The 16,770-nt window shown below is 73.7% G+C and carries 16 protein-coding genes; 8 read left to right on the top strand and 8 right to left on the bottom strand.

From position 1 onward, the window contains the following. Nucleotides 1-41: 41 nt before the first annotated feature. On the top strand, nt 42-2,138 hold the full coding sequence (locus tag ACFZDK_RS44630; RefSeq protein ID WP_390981832.1) for an exo-alpha-sialidase: 2,097 nt from the start codon (nt 42-44) through the stop codon (nt 2,136-2,138). A 23-nt stretch (nt 2,139-2,161) separates the two neighbouring features. Here the strand turns inward: ACFZDK_RS44630 and ACFZDK_RS44625 are convergent, their stop codons facing one another. From ACFZDK_RS44625 to ACFZDK_RS44610, 4 genes are all read right to left on the bottom strand, one after another. Then, the gene (locus tag ACFZDK_RS44625; RefSeq protein ID WP_390981829.1) at nt 2,162-2,863 is read right to left on the bottom strand and encodes a response regulator; all 702 of its coding nucleotides are present in this window, start codon (nt 2,861-2,863) and stop codon (nt 2,162-2,164) included. A gap of 81 nt (nt 2,864-2,944) precedes the next feature. Beyond that, nucleotides 2,945-3,694 (bottom strand): CBS domain-containing protein, encoded by a 750-nt coding sequence (locus ACFZDK_RS44620; protein ID WP_390981826.1) that lies wholly within the window; start codon nt 3,692-3,694, stop codon nt 2,945-2,947. A 27-nt stretch (nt 3,695-3,721) separates the two neighbouring features. Next, nucleotides 3,722-4,186 carry a cyclic nucleotide-binding domain-containing protein gene (locus ACFZDK_RS44615; protein WP_390981823.1) on the bottom strand — a complete coding sequence of 155 codons (465 nt, stop codon included), beginning with the start codon at nt 4,184-4,186 and terminating at the stop codon, nt 3,722-3,724. A gap of 145 nt (nt 4,187-4,331) precedes the next feature. Beyond that, nucleotides 4,332-6,053, bottom strand: a complete 1,722-nt coding sequence (locus tag ACFZDK_RS44610) for a sulfate permease (RefSeq protein WP_390981821.1) — start codon at nt 6,051-6,053, stop codon at nt 4,332-4,334. 243 nt (nt 6,054-6,296) lie between these two features. On the opposite strand from ACFZDK_RS44610, the gene ACFZDK_RS44605 reads away from it, so the two are divergent. Both ACFZDK_RS44605 and ACFZDK_RS44600 read left to right on the top strand, forming a co-directional pair. Further along, the gene (locus tag ACFZDK_RS44605) at nt 6,297-6,539 is read left to right on the top strand and encodes a hypothetical protein (RefSeq protein ID WP_390981818.1); all 243 of its coding nucleotides are present in this window, start codon (nt 6,297-6,299) and stop codon (nt 6,537-6,539) included. Beyond that, complete coding sequence (locus ACFZDK_RS44600; protein WP_390981815.1) at nt 6,536-7,411, top strand: universal stress protein; 876 nt, start codon at nt 6,536-6,538, stop codon at nt 7,409-7,411. Before ACFZDK_RS44605 ends, ACFZDK_RS44600 begins: the two co-directional genes overlap by 4 nt. A gap of 26 nt (nt 7,412-7,437) precedes the next feature. Here the strand turns inward: ACFZDK_RS44600 and ppk2 are convergent, their stop codons facing one another. Then, nucleotides 7,438-8,241, bottom strand: coding sequence for a polyphosphate kinase 2 (gene ppk2 / locus ACFZDK_RS44595; protein WP_390981812.1), 804 nt, complete (start codon nt 8,239-8,241; stop codon nt 7,438-7,440). A gap of 53 nt (nt 8,242-8,294) precedes the next feature. On the opposite strand from ppk2, the gene ACFZDK_RS44590 reads away from it, so the two are divergent. Continuing rightward, nucleotides 8,295-10,679: a phosphoketolase gene (locus ACFZDK_RS44590; RefSeq protein WP_390981810.1), complete on the top strand. Its 2,385-nt coding sequence runs from the start codon at nt 8,295-8,297 to the stop codon at nt 10,677-10,679. Nucleotides 10,680-10,693: 14 nt separating this feature from the next. On the opposite strand, the gene ACFZDK_RS44585 is transcribed toward ACFZDK_RS44590, so the two are convergent. Both ACFZDK_RS44585 and ACFZDK_RS44580 read right to left on the bottom strand, forming a co-directional pair. After that, nucleotides 10,694-11,254, bottom strand: coding sequence for a hypothetical protein (locus ACFZDK_RS44585; RefSeq protein WP_390981807.1), 561 nt, complete (start codon nt 11,252-11,254; stop codon nt 10,694-10,696). A 64-nt stretch (nt 11,255-11,318) separates the two neighbouring features. After that, nucleotides 11,319-11,696 carry an anti-sigma factor antagonist gene (locus ACFZDK_RS44580; RefSeq protein ID WP_390981804.1) on the bottom strand — a complete coding sequence of 126 codons (378 nt, stop codon included), beginning with the start codon at nt 11,694-11,696 and terminating at the stop codon, nt 11,319-11,321. A gap of 198 nt (nt 11,697-11,894) precedes the next feature. On the opposite strand from ACFZDK_RS44580, the gene ACFZDK_RS44575 reads away from it, so the two are divergent. The 3 genes from ACFZDK_RS44575 to ACFZDK_RS44565 all read left to right on the top strand — a co-directional run bounded on the left by ACFZDK_RS44575 (nt 11,895) and on the right by ACFZDK_RS44565 (nt 14,185). Beyond that, a complete protein-coding gene (locus ACFZDK_RS44575) occupies nt 11,895-12,962 on the top strand; it encodes an alcohol dehydrogenase catalytic domain-containing protein (protein WP_390981800.1) in 1,068 nt (355 codons plus the stop codon). Nucleotides 12,963-12,981: 19 nt separating this feature from the next. Continuing rightward, entirely contained in the window at nt 12,982-13,656 is a 675-nt protein-coding gene (locus ACFZDK_RS44570) for a pyridoxamine 5'-phosphate oxidase family protein (RefSeq protein ID WP_390981797.1), read from the top strand. Between the two features lie 61 nt (nt 13,657-13,717). After that, a complete protein-coding gene (locus tag ACFZDK_RS44565) occupies nt 13,718-14,185 on the top strand; it encodes a pyridoxamine 5'-phosphate oxidase family protein (RefSeq protein WP_390981794.1) in 468 nt (155 codons plus the stop codon). Nucleotides 14,186-14,189: 4 nt separating this feature from the next. On the opposite strand, the gene ACFZDK_RS44560 is transcribed toward ACFZDK_RS44565, so the two are convergent. Further along, a complete protein-coding gene (locus ACFZDK_RS44560) occupies nt 14,190-14,645 on the bottom strand; it encodes a pyridoxamine 5'-phosphate oxidase family protein (RefSeq protein ID WP_390981791.1) in 456 nt (151 codons plus the stop codon). A gap of 371 nt (nt 14,646-15,016) precedes the next feature. Between ACFZDK_RS44560 and ACFZDK_RS44555 the strand changes: the two genes are divergently transcribed. Then, the gene (locus ACFZDK_RS44555) at nt 15,017-16,735 is read left to right on the top strand and encodes a GAF domain-containing protein (protein ID WP_390981789.1); all 1,719 of its coding nucleotides are present in this window, start codon (nt 15,017-15,019) and stop codon (nt 16,733-16,735) included. The last annotated feature ends 35 nt before the right edge of the window (nt 16,736-16,770 follow it).

Below are 16,770 nucleotides of genomic sequence, written 5' to 3'. Positions count from 1 at the left end.
GGTTCCCTCACCTCCGTACCGCCCGAAAGGGGTGGCCCACCATGTCCGACAGCGGACCGCACCGCACCGCCATGAACCGCAGATCCTTCGCTCTCGGGGTCGTCGGCGCCTCGGCGACCGCCGCGTTCGGCTCCGTGGCCCTCGGGTCGGCGGCCCACGCCGCCGACCGGCACGGCACCTTCTTCGAGGAGCAGACCCTCTGGGACTCCGGAGAGGGCCCGCTGGTCAGCTACCACGTCCACGCGCTCGCCGTACTGCCCGACGACACCGTCCTGGCCGTCACCGAAGGCCGCCACGAGGTGTGCGACGCCGGACCGCGCGACCTGCTGCTGCGCCGCAGCACCGACGGCGGCCGGAGCTGGGAGGAGAGCCGCACCCTGGTCACCTCCGTCGACGGCGAGTCCTGGGGCAACCCGGCGCTGGTCGTGGACCGCCGCACGCGGGAGGTCTTCCTCTTCTACATGCTCTCGCTCCGGCTGCCCGAGAACACCTCCTGCTCGGGCGACTCGGGCGACCTCTATGTGATCTCCAGCCGGGACAGCGGCCGGACCTGGAGCGAAGTCCGCAACCTGGCGGGCCTGTTCGACGGCTTTCCCTACAACTGGGCGCTGCACGGCCCGGGTCCGGGCCACGGCATCCAGCTGAGATCCGGCCGGCTGCTGCTCAACTGCGCGCACCGCAGGGTGATCGTCGGCAACACCGTGGCCCAGCGGTTCTACGGCGTCGCACCGATCTACAGCGACGACCACGGCGCCACCTGGCAGGCGACCGGCGCAGTGCCCGTGCAGGTCGCGTACCCCATCAACGAGGCGCGGCTGGTGCAGCGCGCCGACGGCAGCGTGTTCGTCAACGGCCGCGCCGCGGCGGGCGGTGAGGGACAGCGCATCGTCTCCGTCAGCACGGACGACGGCCTCACCTGGTCGCAGCCGGCGTTCGACGGCGCCACCGGCTCCTTCAACGCGGTCGACGCCGGCCTGCTGCGCTACACCGGCGGCCACGACACCGGGCGGGTGCTGTTCAGCCGCCCCGACTCACCCGTCCGACGCAACATGACGGTGGCGGTCAGCTACGACGACGGCTACTCGTACCGCTACCAGCGGGTCGTCAACGAGAACCGCTCCTTCTACTCGGATCTCGCCCGGCTCTCCGACGGCACCATCGTGCTGCTCTACGGCTGCGACGGCGACATGGCCAGTGTCCCGCTGCGGGTGAACGTCTGCCGCTTCTCCCTGGACTGGCTGACCGGGGGCCGTGACAGCCTGCGCCGCGGTCCCCACTACCGGGAGACCGTCGTCACCCTCGCCGAGTCGGACCCCGAGGTCACCGGGGGTGCCGTGCAGACCGTCGGCGATCCGCTGGCGCGCCGCGCCGAGCGCCTGGACTTCACCCCCGAACAGCTGGGAGACGCGGTGGAGTTCACCTTCCGGGTGCCGCACACCGGAGAGTACGAACTGCTCCTGCGCTACCACCGCACCGCGGACGGCGCCCTGGCCACCGTCACCGTGGACGGCTCCGGCCTGCCCGCCTACGCGATCGACGCCACCGCGCAGTCGGCGGACGGCTTCGACCTGGCCCGCCTCGGCACCACCCGGCTGCGCGCCGGCCGGCACACCCTGCGGTGCGCGGTGACCGGGACCGGCAGGGGCGGCGGCACCCGCCTGGGCCTCGACTCGCTCAGCCTGGTCGAGGCGCCCGGCTCCGCCGACGTACGCGCCGAGGTGGTCGTGGACAACGACCGGCTGGGCTTCGAGATCGTCGGCGGCAGCTGGCCGACGGCGACGGCGGACCCCGGCTACTGGTCGGGCAACTACCGTACGGCGCCCGCCGGTTCGGGCCAGCGGAAGGTGCGCTGGCGCCCGGTCGTGCCCCAGGACGGCGTGTACGAGATCCAGGCGTCCTACCCCCCGGCCGCGAGCCGCGCGAGCAACGCCCCGTACACCGTCGTCCAGCCGGACACCACCACGACCGTACGCATCGACCAGCGGGCCGCCGGAGCCACCGATCCGCGCGGCGGAACGTGGGTCTCGCTCGGCGAGTTCAGCCTGCCGGCCGGTCTCGGCACGTCGGTCGAGCTGACCAACGACGCCGACGGCCCGGTGGCCGCCGACGCGATCCGGCTGCTGGGCCCGCGGACCTGAGACCCGGCCGGCACGGGCTTCCCTCACTTGCCCATGCGCTCCCCGGAACCCGGCTGTTCCAGGTGGGAGGCGAGGACCGCGGCCTGCACCCGGCGCTGGACGCCCAGCTTGGCCAGCAGCCGGGAGATGTGGTTCTTGACGGTCTTCTCGGAGAGGTAGAGCTTCTTGCCGATCTCGCGGTTGGTGAGGCCGTCGCCGATCAACGCGAGGATGTCCCGTTCGCGGGGCGACAGGTTCGCCAGTTCGGCGGGCACCGAGGGTGTCTCGACGGGGTCGGCGCGCAGCGACCGCATCAGGCGGGCCGTGGTCGCGGGGTCCAGCATCGACTGGCCCGAGGCGACGGTGCGCACCGCGGAGACCAGGTCGGAGCCCTTGATCTGCTTGAGGACATAGCCGGACGCCCCGGCCATGATCGCGTCGAGCAGGGCCTCCTCGTCGTCGAAGGACGTCAGCATCAGGCAGGCCAGCTCCGGCATCTGGTCGCGCAGTTCCCGGCAGACGGTGATGCCGTCGCCGTCGGGCAGCCGGACGTCGAGGACGGCGACGTGCGGCCGCAGGGCCGGACCGCGGGCGAGCGCGTGCTGGACGGTGCCGGCGTCGCCGACGACGGAGATGTCCGGTTCCGCCTCGAGCAGGTCGGTGATGCCACGCCTGACCACCTCGTGGTCGTCCAGCAGGAAGACCCTGATCGGGTCCTGTTCCGTGAACGTGCGCGACTGCGTCATGACGGCCCCTCGTCCTCACCGGATGCGCGGGCAGACCGCGGGCTGCCCCCAAAGATCATCGCTCCGCCGGGGCGGGCCGCACTAGGGCCGTCCGGCCCCACTTGTGCGCTCCGGGCCCGCCGCCGCGGCGGGTGCCGGGCGCGGGGACAGGTCGAAGTCCACGTCCACCACGCCCTCGACGGCTCTGGCCAGCCGTGCCGCCACCGGGACCAGGGACGTGTCGCGGATCCGGCCGGCGAGCGTCACGACCCCGTCGCGGACGACCACCCGCAGCAGGGACGCGGGGGCGGGGAAGAGGTACGACACCACCTCGCGCCGGACCTCCTCCGCGATCTCCTCGTCGTCACGAAGGAAGACCTTGAGCAGGTCGGCGCGGCTCACCACGCCCTGGAGGACGCCCACCTCGTCGACCACGGGCAGGCGCTTCACCCCGGCCCGTGCCATGATCCGCGCCGCCCGGGCGAGCGTGGCGCCGGGACGGACGGTGAGCGCGGGGGCGGTCATCAGCCCGCCCGCCGTCAGGGCACCGGCCTCGGCCTCCGCGGCCCGTACCTCCTCCGCGTCCCGGACCTCCTCCGCGTCCCGGACCTCCTCCGCGTCCCGGACCTCCTCCGCGTCCCGGACCTCCTCCGCGTCGCGGAACTTCTCCTCGCGCAGCAGGTCCGCCTCGGAGACGACGCCGACGACCCGGCCCTCGCCCTCGACCACGGGCAGGGCGCTGACCCGCCAGTCCCGCATCAGCCGCACGATCTCCTTGAACGGGGCCCCGCGTCCGACGCTCACGACGGTCGTGGTCATGACGTCGCTGACGATGTGCGGCGTGCCGTGCATGGGGGTCACTCCTCGGTCACTCCCCGGTCAGACGCTCGCCCCGGCGCCGTACGGGGCGTACAGGTCGAGCAGTCGGGTGCGGGCGGCGCGCAGGCGGTGGGCCAGCACCTCGCCCACCCACTGGCCGACGGCGTTCCCCAGCCCGGGGTCCTGCCGGCACAGCGACCTGACGGTCTCGGCGTCGAACTCCCAGGCGCGTACCGGGGTCGTCGCCGCGGCGCCCATGTGCCACACGCGCGGGCCGAACAGCCAGGACCAGCCGACCAGTTCGTTGTGGCCGACGTTCTCGATGACGGCCGCCCGGCGGCCGGGCACATGCATGTCGAGCTCGATCCTGCCGGTCCGGACGATCCAGAACCGGTCGGCGCGGCCGCCTTCGTCGAAGAGCCGGGTCCCGGCGGCGAACGAGACCTCCCGCGCGGCCGGCATCAGACGGTCCCGGTACTCGGCGGGCAGCGCGCGCAGCACGCTGGGGGACGGGGGTGCGTTCATGGCGGGCCTCCCGGTGCGGGTGTACGTGGTCCTGCCGCCAGCGTGTGCCACGGGGTGCGCTCCCGCCATGGGCCGAGCGGACCCGCCACCCCGGGACCATCAGCCCACCCGCGGGCCGTACGGCCGTCCCCGCGGGCCGTGCGGGCTACTGCGGGGGCTGCTTCGCGAGCCACTCGCGGTAGGCCGCCACCGCCGTCGGCAGCGTCGGAAAGATGCGGTCCGGGCCGACCGAGCCGGCCAGGCCGTACGCCCGGAGGTCGTCCAGGAGATCCTGTTTGACGCGGGCGAGGGCGAACACGACACCGCGCGCGGTCAGTTCGCGGCGGAGGTCGTCGACCGCGTCGAGGGCGGTGATGTCGACCTCCACATTGGCCTCGGTGTTGAGGACGAACCAGCGGACGGGCTCCGTCTGGTCGGACACGGCGGCCAGGGCCCGGCGCCGGAAGTTCTCCGCGTTGGCGAAGAACAACGGCGAGTCGTAACGGTAGACGAGCAGACCGGGGACGGTCCGGGCGGCCGGGTAGTCGTCGATGTCGTGCATGCCCGCCAGTCCGGGGACCAGTCCCTCGACCGCGTCGTGCGGGCGGGCCACCCGCGTCAGCAGCTCCGCGATCGACAGGCCCACGGCCACCAGCACGCCGTACAGGATGTCCAGGGCGAGCACCCCGGCCAGGCAGCCGAGGGCCAGCAGCAGCTCGCGGCGGCGGAAGGCGGCCAGCCGGCGGAAACCGCCGAGGTCGACCATGCGGGTCGCCGCGTAGACGACGAGGGCGCCGAGCACCGCCGAGGGCGTGCGGGTCAGCAGGGGGCTGAGGAAGAGCAGCACGGCGAGGACGAGGGCTCCGGCCACCAGGGAGTACGCCTGGCTGCGGGCGCCGGCCGAGGTGGCCAGCGCGGTGCGGCTGGCGCTGCTGCTCACCGGGAAGCCGTGCACGGCGCCGGCGCCGAGGTTGGCCGCGCCCAGGGCCAGGAACTCCTGGTTGGCGTCGAGCTCCGGCTCCTCGTCCGGCCCGCGGCCGGTGAAGGCGCGCGCGGTGAGGATGAAGTCCGTGTAGGCGACGAGGAGGACGCCCAGCGCCGGCAGGACCAGCCGGGGCAGCTCGCCCAGGTCCGGGGCGCCGAGGCCGGGAAGGCCCGAGGGTACCGTGCCGATCACCTTGATGCCGAAGCGGTCGTCGAGGTCGAACACCGTGACGGCCGCCGTGCCCAGGACCACCGCCAGCAGGGGAGCGGGGACGGCGGGCACGTACCGGGCCAGGAGGAGGACCATGGCCAGCACGACCGCCGAGAGCACGAGGGTGGGTGCGTGCGCCTCTCCCAAGTGGGACAGGAACGACCACAGTTGGGGGAAGAACTCGGTGCCCGTCGTCGGTACCCCGGTGAGTTTCGGCAGCTGGTCCACCGTCATGATCAGAGCCACGCCGGTCAGGTAGCCGGTGAGGACGGGGCGGGAGAGCAGGTCGGCGAGGAAGCCGAGGCGTGCCGCCCACGCGACCAGGCAGAGCAGGCCCACCGCGGCGGCCAGGGTGGCGGCCAGCACGGCGTACCGGGCGGAGTCACCGGCGGCGAGCGGACCCACCACGGTGGCCGTCATCAGGGCCGTCGTCGACTCCGGGCCGACCGACAGCAGCCGTGAGGAGCCGAACACGGCGTACAGGGCCAGTGCGGGCAGGATCGCCCACAGCCCGGCGACCGGGGGCAGCCCGGCCACCCCGGCGTACGCCATGACCTGCGGCACCAGGTACGCGGCGACGGTCACACCGGCCAGCGTGTCGCCCTTCAGCCAGGCGCGCCGGTAGCCGAGCAGCGAGCCGAGCCCGGGCGCGACCGCGCGCCACCTCACCTGTCCGCCGCCGCCCTCGGTCATGGAACCCCTTTCGCCGGGGCCCCAGCATCCACCGGGCCCGGACCGGCCGCGAGACGGACGCGCCGTGCCGGTCCAACAGGCCTTTCGACCGGGGCCGTTCGGCCCCACCGCCACCGACCTTCGGCATCCGGCGCACCCGCCCGTCCCGGGCCAGAGTGGCCTTTGCCGAGGCCGACATCCCGCACCCGACCCGAGGGTTCCGCTCCGCAGGAGGAGGATCCCGCTCCGCAGGAGGTGGAGAGCATGCTCCGTACCGTCACCGCAGGCTCCGACCGCTCGCCGACCCGCGCCGGCTCCACCGCCCACCGGTCCGGCCGGACCCGGGGCGGCCACGCGGCCCGCCAGCCGGTCGGCGCCGATGCGGCCCGCCCGCGGGTCAGCACCGACAAGGCCCACCCGTCGGCCGCCACCGACGAGTCCGTCCACAGGGTCCCGCGCGGCCGGGCCCGTGCCCGGAGCGCGGGCGACCTCGGTACGGGGCGGTGACCGTCGTGGAGGAACTGCCCCTCGTCGTCGGTGTGGACGGCTCGGAGCCGAGCCTGCGGGCGGTGGACTGGGCGGCCGACGAGGCCGCCCTGCGTCGGACACCGCTGCGGCTGGTCCACGCCTCCCTCTGGGAGCGCTACGAGGGCATCTCGCCCGCGGACGCCCGCACCGAGCCGTCCGAGCAGGTGATGGCCGAGGACATCGTCGAGGCCGCGGCCCGGCGGGCCCGGTACCGGCAGCCCGATGTGAAGGTGTCCACCGAGGTGCTGCCGGAGGAGCCCGAGTACGCGCTGGTGCGGGAGAGCCGCGACGCCGGTCTGCTGGTGCTGGGCAACCGTGGCCGTGGCGGCCTCGCCGAGGCCCTGCTCGGCTCCGTGAGCCTCGCCGTCGCCGCCCACGCGCACTGCCCGGTGATCGTGCTCCGCGGCGACCAGGACACCCGGGGCGGCGCGGGCAGGCACGGCCGGATCCTGCTGGGCGTCGGGGACCGGCGGGAAGCGGTGCGCTTCGCCCTGCGCGAGGCCGAGCTGCGGGGCGCCGAGCTGGCGGCCCTACGGGCCTGGTGGTGCCCGGCGCACGAGACCACGGACCACCCTCTCCTGGCCGGGGCACCGGCCCGGGCGCACGAGCAGGCGGCCGCCGAGCGGCTGGAAGAGGCCCTGAACGAGGCCCCCGAGGGCCTGACACTGCGCCGGCGGACCGTGGAGGGCCACGCCCGCCAGGTGCTGTCGGCGGCCTCCCGCGACGCCGATCTGCTGGTCGTGGGCGCCCGCCGCAAGTCCGGGCACCGCGGCCTGCCGCTCGGCAGGACCGCCCACGACGCCCTGCACCACTCCGCCTGCCCGGTCGCCGTCGTACCCGAGTGGGTGTGAGCGGGGTGGCCGGCTGCCGCTGCTGCTCAGAGGCTCGCCGCGTGATCGGGGACGTAGGTCTGCAGATCCCGCGGCGGACGCTCGTAGCCGGTCGACGGCGGCCGTTCCGGCAGCTCCAGGACCTGCGGCGGCAGCTCCTGGTAGGGCACCGAGGACAGCAGGTGGGCCATCATGTTCAGCCGGGCCCGCCGCTTGTCGTCGCTCTCCACGATGTTCCAGGGCGCCTCGGTGAGGTCGGTGTGCACCAGCATCTCGTCCTTGGCCCGGGAGTACGCCTCCCAGCGGGTGATCGACTCAAGGTCCATCGGCGACAGCTTCCAGCGCCGCAGCGGGTCCTGCAGGCGCTTGCGGAACCGCTCCTGCTGTTCGACGTCGCTCACCGAGAACCAGTACTTGCGCAGCAGGATCCCGGACTCGACCAGCATCCGCTCGAAGATCGGGCAGTGCCGCAGGAAGAGCTGGTACTCCTCCTTCGAGCAGAAGCCCATCACATGCTCGACCCCGGCCCGGTTGTACCAGGACCGGTCGAACAGCACGATCTCCCCGGCGGCCGGCAGATGCGCCGCGTACCGCTGGAAGTACCACTGGGTGCGCTCGCGCTCGGTCGGCTTCGGCAGCGCCGCGATCCGCGCGAAACGCGGATTGAGGTGCTCGGTCACCCGTTTGATCGTGCCCCCTTTGCCGGCCGCGTCCCGCCCCTCGAAGATCACCACGAGGCGGGCGCCCGTCGCCCGCACCCACTCCTGCAGCTTCACCAGTTCGGTCTGGAGGCGGAGCAGTTCCTTCTCGTACGTCTTGCGCGGCAGCTCTGCCGCGTTCTTGCCGGCCATGCCGCCTCCACCACCCGACGACCCCTGCACCGACGACTTCCGGAGCGTCATCCATGTCCACGGTCGAAAACCAGGACGCCACCGTACTGTCCGACGACGAACTGCGCACTCTGGACGCGCACTGGCGGGCCGCCAACTACCTGGCCGCCGGCCAGATCTACCTGATGTCCAACCCGCTGCTCACCGAACCGCTCACCCCCGAGCACATCAAACCCCGGCTGCTCGGCCACTGGGGTACCTCGCCCGGCCTGAACCTCGTGTACACCCACCTCAACCGGGTGATCAGGGCACGCGGCCTCGATGCGCTCTGCGTCTGGGGACCGGGCCACGGCGGCCCCTCCGTGCTGGCCAACTCCTGGCTGGAGGGCAGCTACAGCCAGACCTACCCGGACGTGTCCCGGGACGTGCGGGGCATGGAGCGGCTCTTCCGCCAGTTCTCCTTCCCGGGCGGGGTGCCCAGCCATGTGGCCCCCGAGACGCCCGGCTCCATCCACGAGGGCGGCGAGCTCGGCTACTCCCTGTCGCACGCCTACGGCGCCGCCCTCGACCACCCGGACCTGCTGGTCGCGTGCGTCGTCGGCGACGGCGAGGCGGAGACCGGACCGCTGGCCACCTCCTGGCACTCGAACAAGTTCCTCGACCCGGTGCACGACGGCGCCGTCCTGCCGATCCTGCACCTCAACGGCTACAAGATCGCCAACCCGACCGTGCTGGCCCGGCTCCCCGAGGCCGAACTCGACGCCCTGCTGCGCGGCTACGGCCACGCCCCGATCCACGTCACGGGCGACGACCCGCACCAGGTGCACCGGGCCATGGCCGCGGCGATGGACGAGGCGCTGGACCGCATCGCCGCGCTGCAGCGCGCGGCCCGCGAGGACGGGGTCACCGAGCGCGCGCACTGGCCCGTCATCGTGCTGCGCACCCCGAAGGGCTGGACCGGCCCGGCCGAGGTGGACGGCGAACCGGTCGAGGGCACCTGGCGGGCCCACCAGGTGCCGCTGGCCGGCGTCCGCGAGAACCCGGAGCACCTGCGGCAGCTGGAGGCCTGGCTGCGCTCGTACCGGCCCGGGGAGCTCTTCGGCGCCGACGGCCGGCCCACCGCCGACGTACTCGCCTGCGTCCCCGACGGTGCGAAGCGGCTCGGCGCGACCCCGTACGCCAACGGCGGCCTGCTCCTGCGCGACCTGCCCATCGCCGACCTCGACGAGTTCGCGGTCCCCGTCGACAAGCCGGGCAGCACCCTGCACGAACCCACCCGCGTCCTCGGCGACCTGCTGGAACAGGTCATGCGGGACACCAGCGTCCGGCGCAACTTCCGGCTGGTCGGCCCCGACGAGACCGCCTCCAACCGGCTCCAGGCCGTCTACGGAGCCAGCGGCAAGGCCTGGCAGGCCGAGGTGCTCCCGGTCGACGAACACCTCGACCGGCACGGCCGGGTGATGGAGATCCTCTCCGAACACACCTGCCAGGGCTGGCTGGAGGGCTACCTCCTCACCGGCCGGCACGGACTGTTCTCCTGCTACGAGGCGTTCGTGCACATCGTCGACTCGATGGTCAACCAGCACATCAAGTGGCTGAAGACGGCCAGGCAGCTGCCCTGGCGGGCGCCCGTCGCCTCCCTCAACTACCTGCTCACGTCACATGTCTGGCGCCAGGACCACAACGGCTTCTCCCACCAGGACCCCGGCTTCGTCGACCACGTCCTCAACAAGAGCCCCGAGGTCGTCCGCGTCTACCTGCCCCCGGACGCCAACACCCTCCTCTCGGTCGCCGACCACGCGCTGCGCAGCCGGGACTACGTGAATGTCATCGTGGCCGGCAAGCAGCCCTGCTTCGACTGGCTCTCCATGGACCAGGCCCGCGTGCACTGCGCGCGCGGCGCCGGGATCTGGGAGTGGGCCGGCACCGAGACCGGCTCCCGCGAGCCCGACGTCGTCCTCGCCTGCGCCGGCGACGTGCCCACCCAGGAGATCCTCGCCGCCGCCCAGCTGCTCCGCCGCAACCTGCCCCAGCTGGCCGTGCGCGTGGTCAACGTCGTCGACATGACCCGGCTGCTCCCGAAGGACGAACACCCGCACGGGATGACGGACTTCGAGTACGACGGCCTGTTCACCACCGACAAGCCGGTGATCTTCGCCTACCACGGCTACCCCTGGCTGGTCCACCGCCTGGCCTACCGCCGCACCGGCCACGAGCACCTGCACGTGCGCGGCTACAAGGAGTCCGGCACCACGACCACCCCGTTCGACATGGTCGTCCGCAACGACCTGGACCGCTACCGCCTGGTCATGGACGTCATCGACCGCGTCCCCGGCCTCGCCGTCCGCGCCGCCGCCCTGCGCCAGCAGATGGCCGACACCCGCACCCGCCACCACGCCTGGATCCGCGAACACGGCACCGACCTCCCCGAGGTCGCCGACTGGACCTGGACGGACTGACGACGCCCGGCCGCTCAGCCCGTCCGGTGCCCCCACTTCGGTCCCACGAGATCCCACTCCCGCCCCCACCGGGCGATCCGCCGCCGGTCCAGCCGCCACCGGGCGACGGCTCCCGCACCGAGCACGACCCCGGCGGTGGCGCCGGCGGCAGCGGCACCGAGGACCCCGGCCTCCAGGCCCGCCTCCGCGGCGTCCGGTGGTTCGGCGACCAGGCGGCCCCGGCCGTCCTGCCAGACCACGACCCGGGTGCCGGACGGCAGGCCCGCGGCGACCGGAGTCAGGCCGGTGCGGGCCGAGCCGTCGGGCGCCGTCCACCGCACCGAGCCCATCACGTCGGGTGCGGTGCTCTTCGGCGCGTCGGTGACGAGCACGGCCGGCACGGCCCGGCGTTCGGCCCGCTGCTGTGCGAACACCTGGTCGGCGGCCTGGGCGGTCACGGTGCCGGCGACGGTGCCGCCGACCGCCATGACCGCGTACACGGCCAGGACGATCCAGGCCTCGACGATGTCGTCGTGCCGCCGCAACGGGTTGTTCCGCCACCGCCACAGCCGTTTCCGCACCCTGGTCCCGCGCATCGGACCGTACCTCCTCGTCGTCGTGGTGACGTCTGCGAAGGCGGCGGACGGGACGGTCGAGCCGTCAGCGGGCGTCGGACACCGCTCGGGGGAGCAGCGGCCCGGATAACCCGGGGGCCAGCTCGAAGGTGTCGTCCAGCCCCGTGCGGCGCAGCAGCCGCAGGAAGCCGTCGTCCGGGGCGATCAGGCGCAGCCGGCCCTGCCGCGACCGGATCCGGTTCCGGGCCCGGCACAGCACGCCGAGCCCGGAGCAGTCGATGAAGGAGACGGCACGCAGATCCACCACCAGGTCGGGTTCCGGGCCGGACGTCAGGGCGTCCAGGGCCGTGCGCAGCGCCAGCACCGCGAGGACGTCTATGTCGCCGTGCAGGGTCACCACCGTCGTCCCGTCGGCGCTCTGCGTCGTGTGGTACGCCGTGGACCTGGTGTGGTTGTCCGCCATAGGCCCAGACAAGCCGAGGCGGCGGGCCTCCGGAAGGGCCGTTCGGCCCCTTCGGTCCGGTATCGGCGGGTCCGAACGTCCTCCGCCCGCTCCGGTGGGGCCCGTCCGGCGGGCACCGGGGGCCGGACGGCCCAAGCGCGGCCCACCGGGCGGGGACACGATGGGACGCACGGGACGACCGAGGAGGGTGAGCGCGTCATGAAGGCCTTCGTCTTCCACGGCCCCGGGCAGTCCGCCTGGGAGGAAGTCTCCGATCCCGCGATCAAGGAGCCCACCGACGCCGTGGTGCGCGTGGCCGCCGTCACCATCTGCGGGACGGACCTGCACATCCTCAGGGGCGACGTCCCCGAGGTGCCGCCCGGCACGGTCCTCGGGCACGAGGCCGTCGGCGAGATCGTGGAGATCGGCAGCGATGTACGGAGCGTCCGGCCGGGCGACCGGGTGCTGGTCTCCTGCATCATCTCCTGCGGCCGCTGCCGCTTCTGCCGGGAGCAGCGGTACGGCCAGTGCCGGGGCGGCGGGGGCTGGATCCTCGGCCACCTGATCGACGGCACCCAGGCCGAGTACGTCCGGGTCCCGCACGCCGACCTGTCCGTGCACCCGCTGCCCGGCACGCTCGCGGACCGGGACGCCGTACTGCTCGCGGACATCTTCCCGACCGCCTACGAGGTGGGCGTGCTCAACGGGCGGGTGCGCCCGGGCGACACCGTGGCCGTCGTGGGCGCCGGTCCGGTCGGGCTCGCGGCCGTCGCCACGGCCCGGCTGTTCTCGCCCGAACGGATCATCGCGGTGGACCTGGTCCCGGCCCGGCTGGAGGCCGCCCGCCGGTTCGGCGCGGACGCCGTGGCCGACGTCCACGAGGCCCCCGCCCAGCTGGTGGCCGACCTGACCGACGGACTCGGCGCGGACGTGGTGATCGAGGCCGTCGGCGTACCCGAGAGCTTCGAGCTGTGCACCCGCATGGTGCGGCCCGGCGGCCGGGTCGCAGGCGTCGGCGTGCACGGCAGGCCGGTCACGCTGCACCTGGAAGACCTGTGGAGCAAGGACGTCACCCTCACGACCGGCCTGGTCGACACCCACTCGACACCGGCCCTGCTGCGGATGGCCGCCGCCGGCCGGCTCCCGACCGCGCAGCTGGTCACCCACACCTTCCCGCTGAGCCGGATGGAGGAGGCGTACGACGTCTTCGGCCGGGCCGGCGAGAGCGCCGCGCTCAAGGTCGTGCTCGGCGGGAAACAGCACGAGGTCGCCGTTGCCGCGGCCTGACGAGAGGACGTGACCGGTCATGGCCGAACAGGTACGGCCGCACACGGTGGAGAAGCCGCCGCTGGGGGACCTGGGCCGCCGGCTGGCCGCGCGCCGGACGGAACTCGGCCTCACCCGGAAGGAGACGGCCGTCCGGGCCGGCATCGCCCCCGGCTATCTGGAGTACCTGGAGGAGAACCCGCTCGCCGCACCGGGCACGGGCGCCCTGCTCCGGCTGGCCGAGGTGCTGCACACCACGCTGTCCCATCTCACCGGCGGCGACACCGAGTCCCCGCCGGGGACCGCACGGGCCAAGTTCCATCCGGAGTTCGTGGAACTGGACCCCGTCCGGTGCACGGCGCTGCTCGGCACACACGGGGTGGGCCGGCTCGGGGTGGCCACGGCCACCGGACCGGTGATCGTGCCGGTCAACTACAGCGTCGTCGACGGCGCGATCGTCTTCCGCACCGCTCCCGGCACGACCCCGGCGCGGGCCGCGGGCAGCCGGGTGGCCTTCGAGACCGACCGTATCGACGACGCGTTCAGCGAGGGATGGAGCGTCCTGGTCCGTGGCCGCGCCCACCTCGTGACCGACCCGGACGACATCCGCAGGCTCTCGGCACGGACGTACAGCACCCCCTGGGCAGGGGGCCGGCGCGAGCTGTGGATGCGCGTCGTCCCCGGCGTCGTCACCGGGCGCCGGATCAGGACCTGACCCGGGCCCCACCGCAGGACGGAACGCACCCGATACCGCTACCGCAGCAGGAGGCTGCCCCATGTACGCCAATGACGGATTCCGCGAACTCGACCGGCGGGAGTGCCTGAGCCTGCTCGCCACGGTGCCCGTCGGCCGGATCGTCTTCACCCGTCAGGCGCTGCCCGCCGTACTGCCGGTCAACTTCGGCCTGGACGGCGACGGCGCGGTACTGCTGCGGACGTCGGCGGCCTCGGAGCTGGTGCGCGCCGTCGACGGCTCGGTGGTCGCCTTCGAGGGCGACGCGGTCGACGCCGACGCGCGGTCCGGCTGGAGCGTCGTCGTCACCGGCCCCGCGACCGTGGTGAGCGACCTCGCCGAGCACCGCCGGCTGGTCCGCACCGGCCCGCGTTCCTGGGTGCCCGCGCGCCACGAGGTCTTCGTGCGCATCCGGCCCGAACTGGTCACCGGACGCGAACTGGTCGGCGGGCGCACCCTGTACGGGGTGGACCTGACGGCCCTGACCCCCGGTGGGACCCGGTCGGCGTGACCGCTCAGCCGTCGTCGGCGACGAGGGCGATCCCGGACACCAGGTCGGGGTGGATGCGGACCGCGAGTTCCATGGTCCGGTCCAGCCACGGCCGCAACAGCGTCTCGTAGCGGGCGAGTTCGCGCGGGTCGGTCACCAGACGGGCGTAACCGGTGACCACCACGCTCCAGCCCAGGTGGGTGTCCGGGTCGATGGCGTCCGCCTCATAGGCGACCACGACCCCGGCGCCGTCCGCCTGCCGGGCGCGGGAGGTCAGGGCGGCACCCTCGTGGGTGCGGATGACGATGTCGCCGTCGACCAGCACATGGTTGACCGGGCGGACGGCGGGCAGGGCCTGCCGGGTGAACACGATCCGCCCCAGGGACACCGAACCCAGCAGCCGCAGCGCCTCCGCGCCGTCGAGCTCGACGCTCCGGCGCACACCCGGCGAGGGGGCGGGCGCGCTGTCGTCGTGGGCCATGGCGGGCTTCCGTCGGTAAGTCGCGCCGGGAGGCGCGGGCGGGGTGTGTCGGGGTGCGTCGCAGTGGCGGGGATCCGGTGCCACAGGGGGTGGTACGGGCGGAGCGACACCGTGGGGGATCGGTGCCGCTCCTGGATCGACTCTCTCCCGGACGGCGCCCCGGCGCAGGTGCCGTTGGTCCCGCGTCCGGAGCCGACCGGCCCTACGCGCCGACCGGTCCGCCGCCGTCCGAACGGCCACCCCCCTGCCACCCCCCCCCGAGGTGCCCGGTTGGCCGATCCGGGTGCCTGCCCCCGCTGCCGCCCACTACCGTGTCTGGTGACCGGACCTGCCGGTACGCGCGGGTCGACAGGATCTGGAGGACAGGACCGGTGGAAAGCTCCGAGGAAGCCCGTATACGGCTGCCTCAGCTCAGGCTCGACGAACTGCTGGACGAGCTGCAGGCCCGGCTGGACGCGGCCCGCGGCACCCGCGACCGGGTGCACAGCCTGCTGGAGGCGGTCCTCTCCGTCGGCCGGGAGCTGGACCTGGAGCAGGCGCTGCACAGCATCGTGGAAGCGGCGGCGGTGCTCGTCGACGCCGAGTACGCCGCCCTGGGGGTCATCGGGCCCGACGGCAAGCGGCTGTCCGCCTTCCACACGGTCGGCGTCACCGAGGAGCAGATCGCCCGCATCGGCCCCTACCCGGAGGGCCACGGCATCCTCGGCGAACTGATCCGCCACCCCGAGCCGCTGCGCATCGCGAAGATCTCCGAGCACCGGGCCTCGTACGGCTTCCCGCCGAACCACCCGCCGATGAACACCTTCCTCGGCGTCCCCATCCGGGTCCGCGACCAGGTCTTCGGCAACCTGTACCTGACCGAGAAGCGGGGCGGGGCCCAGTTCGACGAGGAGGACGCGTCGGTGACGTCGACGCTGGCCGTGGCGGCCGGCGTGGCCATCGACAACGCCCGGCTGTACGAGGAGTCACGGCTGCGCGAGCGCTGGCTGCGGGCCAACGCGGAGATCACCCACAGCCTCATGTCCGGCAGCGACCCCGGCGAGGCCCTGGCCCTGATCGCCGAGCAGGCGCGGGGCATCACGGGCTCGGCGCTCGCCGCCGTGGCCATCCCCGTGGAGGGGGCCGATTCGCTCAGCGTGGAGATCGCCGTCGGCATGCACGCGGAGGACCACCGGGGACTGGTGCTGCCCCTGGACAAGACCCTCATGGGCCTCGCCTTCGCCGACGGCGCACCGGTCACCAGCGAGGACGTCGGCCACGACGACCGGGTCACCCCCGAGCCGCCCCGGTTCCAGGGGCTCGGCCCCGCCGTGGCCATTCCCATCGGCACCGGCGACAGCGGCGTACGAGGTGTGCTGCTGCTGGCGCGCGAGTGCGGCGGCCGGGTCTTCACCGCCGCCGAGACGGAGACGATGCGGGGCTTCGCGGCACAGGCCGCGATCGCCCTGGAGCTGGCCCAGCGCCGCCGCGACGCCGAGGAGATCGCGGTGCTCCAGGACCGCGACCGGATCGCCCGGGACCTGCACGACCTGGCCATCCAGCGGCTCTTCGCCACCGGGATGACCCTGCAGAGCGCCGGCCGCTTCATCGAGCACACCGAGGCGTCCGAGCGGGTGCTGCGGGCCGTGGACGACCTCGACGAGACCATCAAGATCATCAGGTCGACGATCTTCGGGCTGCGCACCCGCGACGACGGAGCCGGGACCGGTCTGCGGGCCCGCGCGGTCCGGGTCGCCGGGCAGGCGGCGCCGGTACTCGGCTTCGCCCCGAGCGTCCGCATGGAGGGACTGCTCGACACCGACGTGCCCAAGGCGGTCGCCGACCATGTCGTCGCCGTCCTCGCCGAGGCCCTCACCAACATCGCCCGGCACGCCCGCGCCCACCGCGCCGAGGTCGTCCTGTCGACCGACGGCTGCGACCTGCTGCTGACGGTCCGGGACGACGGTGTGGGCATCCCGCCCGACGGCCGCCGCAGCGGTCTGCGCAACATGGCGGAGCGGGCGGCGGAACTTGGTGGCAGCCTGGAATGGGACTGCCCCGACGGCGGCGGTACGACGCTGGTGTGGCGGGTGCCGGTCACGAACCCGTAGGCGTCCCCGCGGACGCGGGAACGACCGACGCGGGG

This window comes from Streptomyces sp. NPDC007901 (assembly GCF_042959465.1).
In the GTDB taxonomy this organism is placed as follows: Bacteria; Actinomycetota; Actinomycetes; order Streptomycetales; family Streptomycetaceae; genus Streptomyces.
This window is presented reverse-complemented; position numbering and strand designations above follow the sequence as displayed.

Coding starts and splice junctions, on each gene's coding strand:
- ACFZDK_RS44575 (WP_390981800.1), top strand. CDS start 11,895: ATGAAGGCCTTCGTCTTCCACGGCCCCGGGCAGTCCGCCTGGGAGGAA.
- ACFZDK_RS44620 (WP_390981826.1), bottom strand. CDS start 3,694: ATGCACGGCACGCCGCACATCGTCAGCGACGTCATGACCACGACCGTC.
- ACFZDK_RS44590 (WP_390981810.1), top strand. CDS start 8,295: ATGTCCACGGTCGAAAACCAGGACGCCACCGTACTGTCCGACGACGAA.
- ppk2 (WP_390981812.1), bottom strand. CDS start 8,241: ATGGCCGGCAAGAACGCGGCAGAGCTGCCGCGCAAGACGTACGAGAAG.
- ACFZDK_RS44585 (WP_390981807.1), bottom strand. CDS start 11,254: ATGCGCGGGACCAGGGTGCGGAAACGGCTGTGGCGGTGGCGGAACAAC.
- ACFZDK_RS44630 (WP_390981832.1), top strand. CDS start 42: ATGTCCGACAGCGGACCGCACCGCACCGCCATGAACCGCAGATCCTTC.
- ACFZDK_RS44625 (WP_390981829.1), bottom strand. CDS start 2,863: ATGACGCAGTCGCGCACGTTCACGGAACAGGACCCGATCAGGGTCTTC.
- ACFZDK_RS44605 (WP_390981818.1), top strand. CDS start 6,297: ATGCTCCGTACCGTCACCGCAGGCTCCGACCGCTCGCCGACCCGCGCC.
- ACFZDK_RS44560 (WP_390981791.1), bottom strand. CDS start 14,645: ATGGCCCACGACGACAGCGCGCCCGCCCCCTCGCCGGGTGTGCGCCGG.
- ACFZDK_RS44615 (WP_390981823.1), bottom strand. CDS start 4,186: ATGAACGCACCCCCGTCCCCCAGCGTGCTGCGCGCGCTGCCCGCCGAG.
- ACFZDK_RS44580 (WP_390981804.1), bottom strand. CDS start 11,696: ATGGCGGACAACCACACCAGGTCCACGGCGTACCACACGACGCAGAGC.
- ACFZDK_RS44610 (WP_390981821.1), bottom strand. CDS start 6,053: ATGACCGAGGGCGGCGGCGGACAGGTGAGGTGGCGCGCGGTCGCGCCC.
- ACFZDK_RS44570 (WP_390981797.1), top strand. CDS start 12,982: ATGGCCGAACAGGTACGGCCGCACACGGTGGAGAAGCCGCCGCTGGGG.
- ACFZDK_RS44565 (WP_390981794.1), top strand. CDS start 13,718: ATGTACGCCAATGACGGATTCCGCGAACTCGACCGGCGGGAGTGCCTG.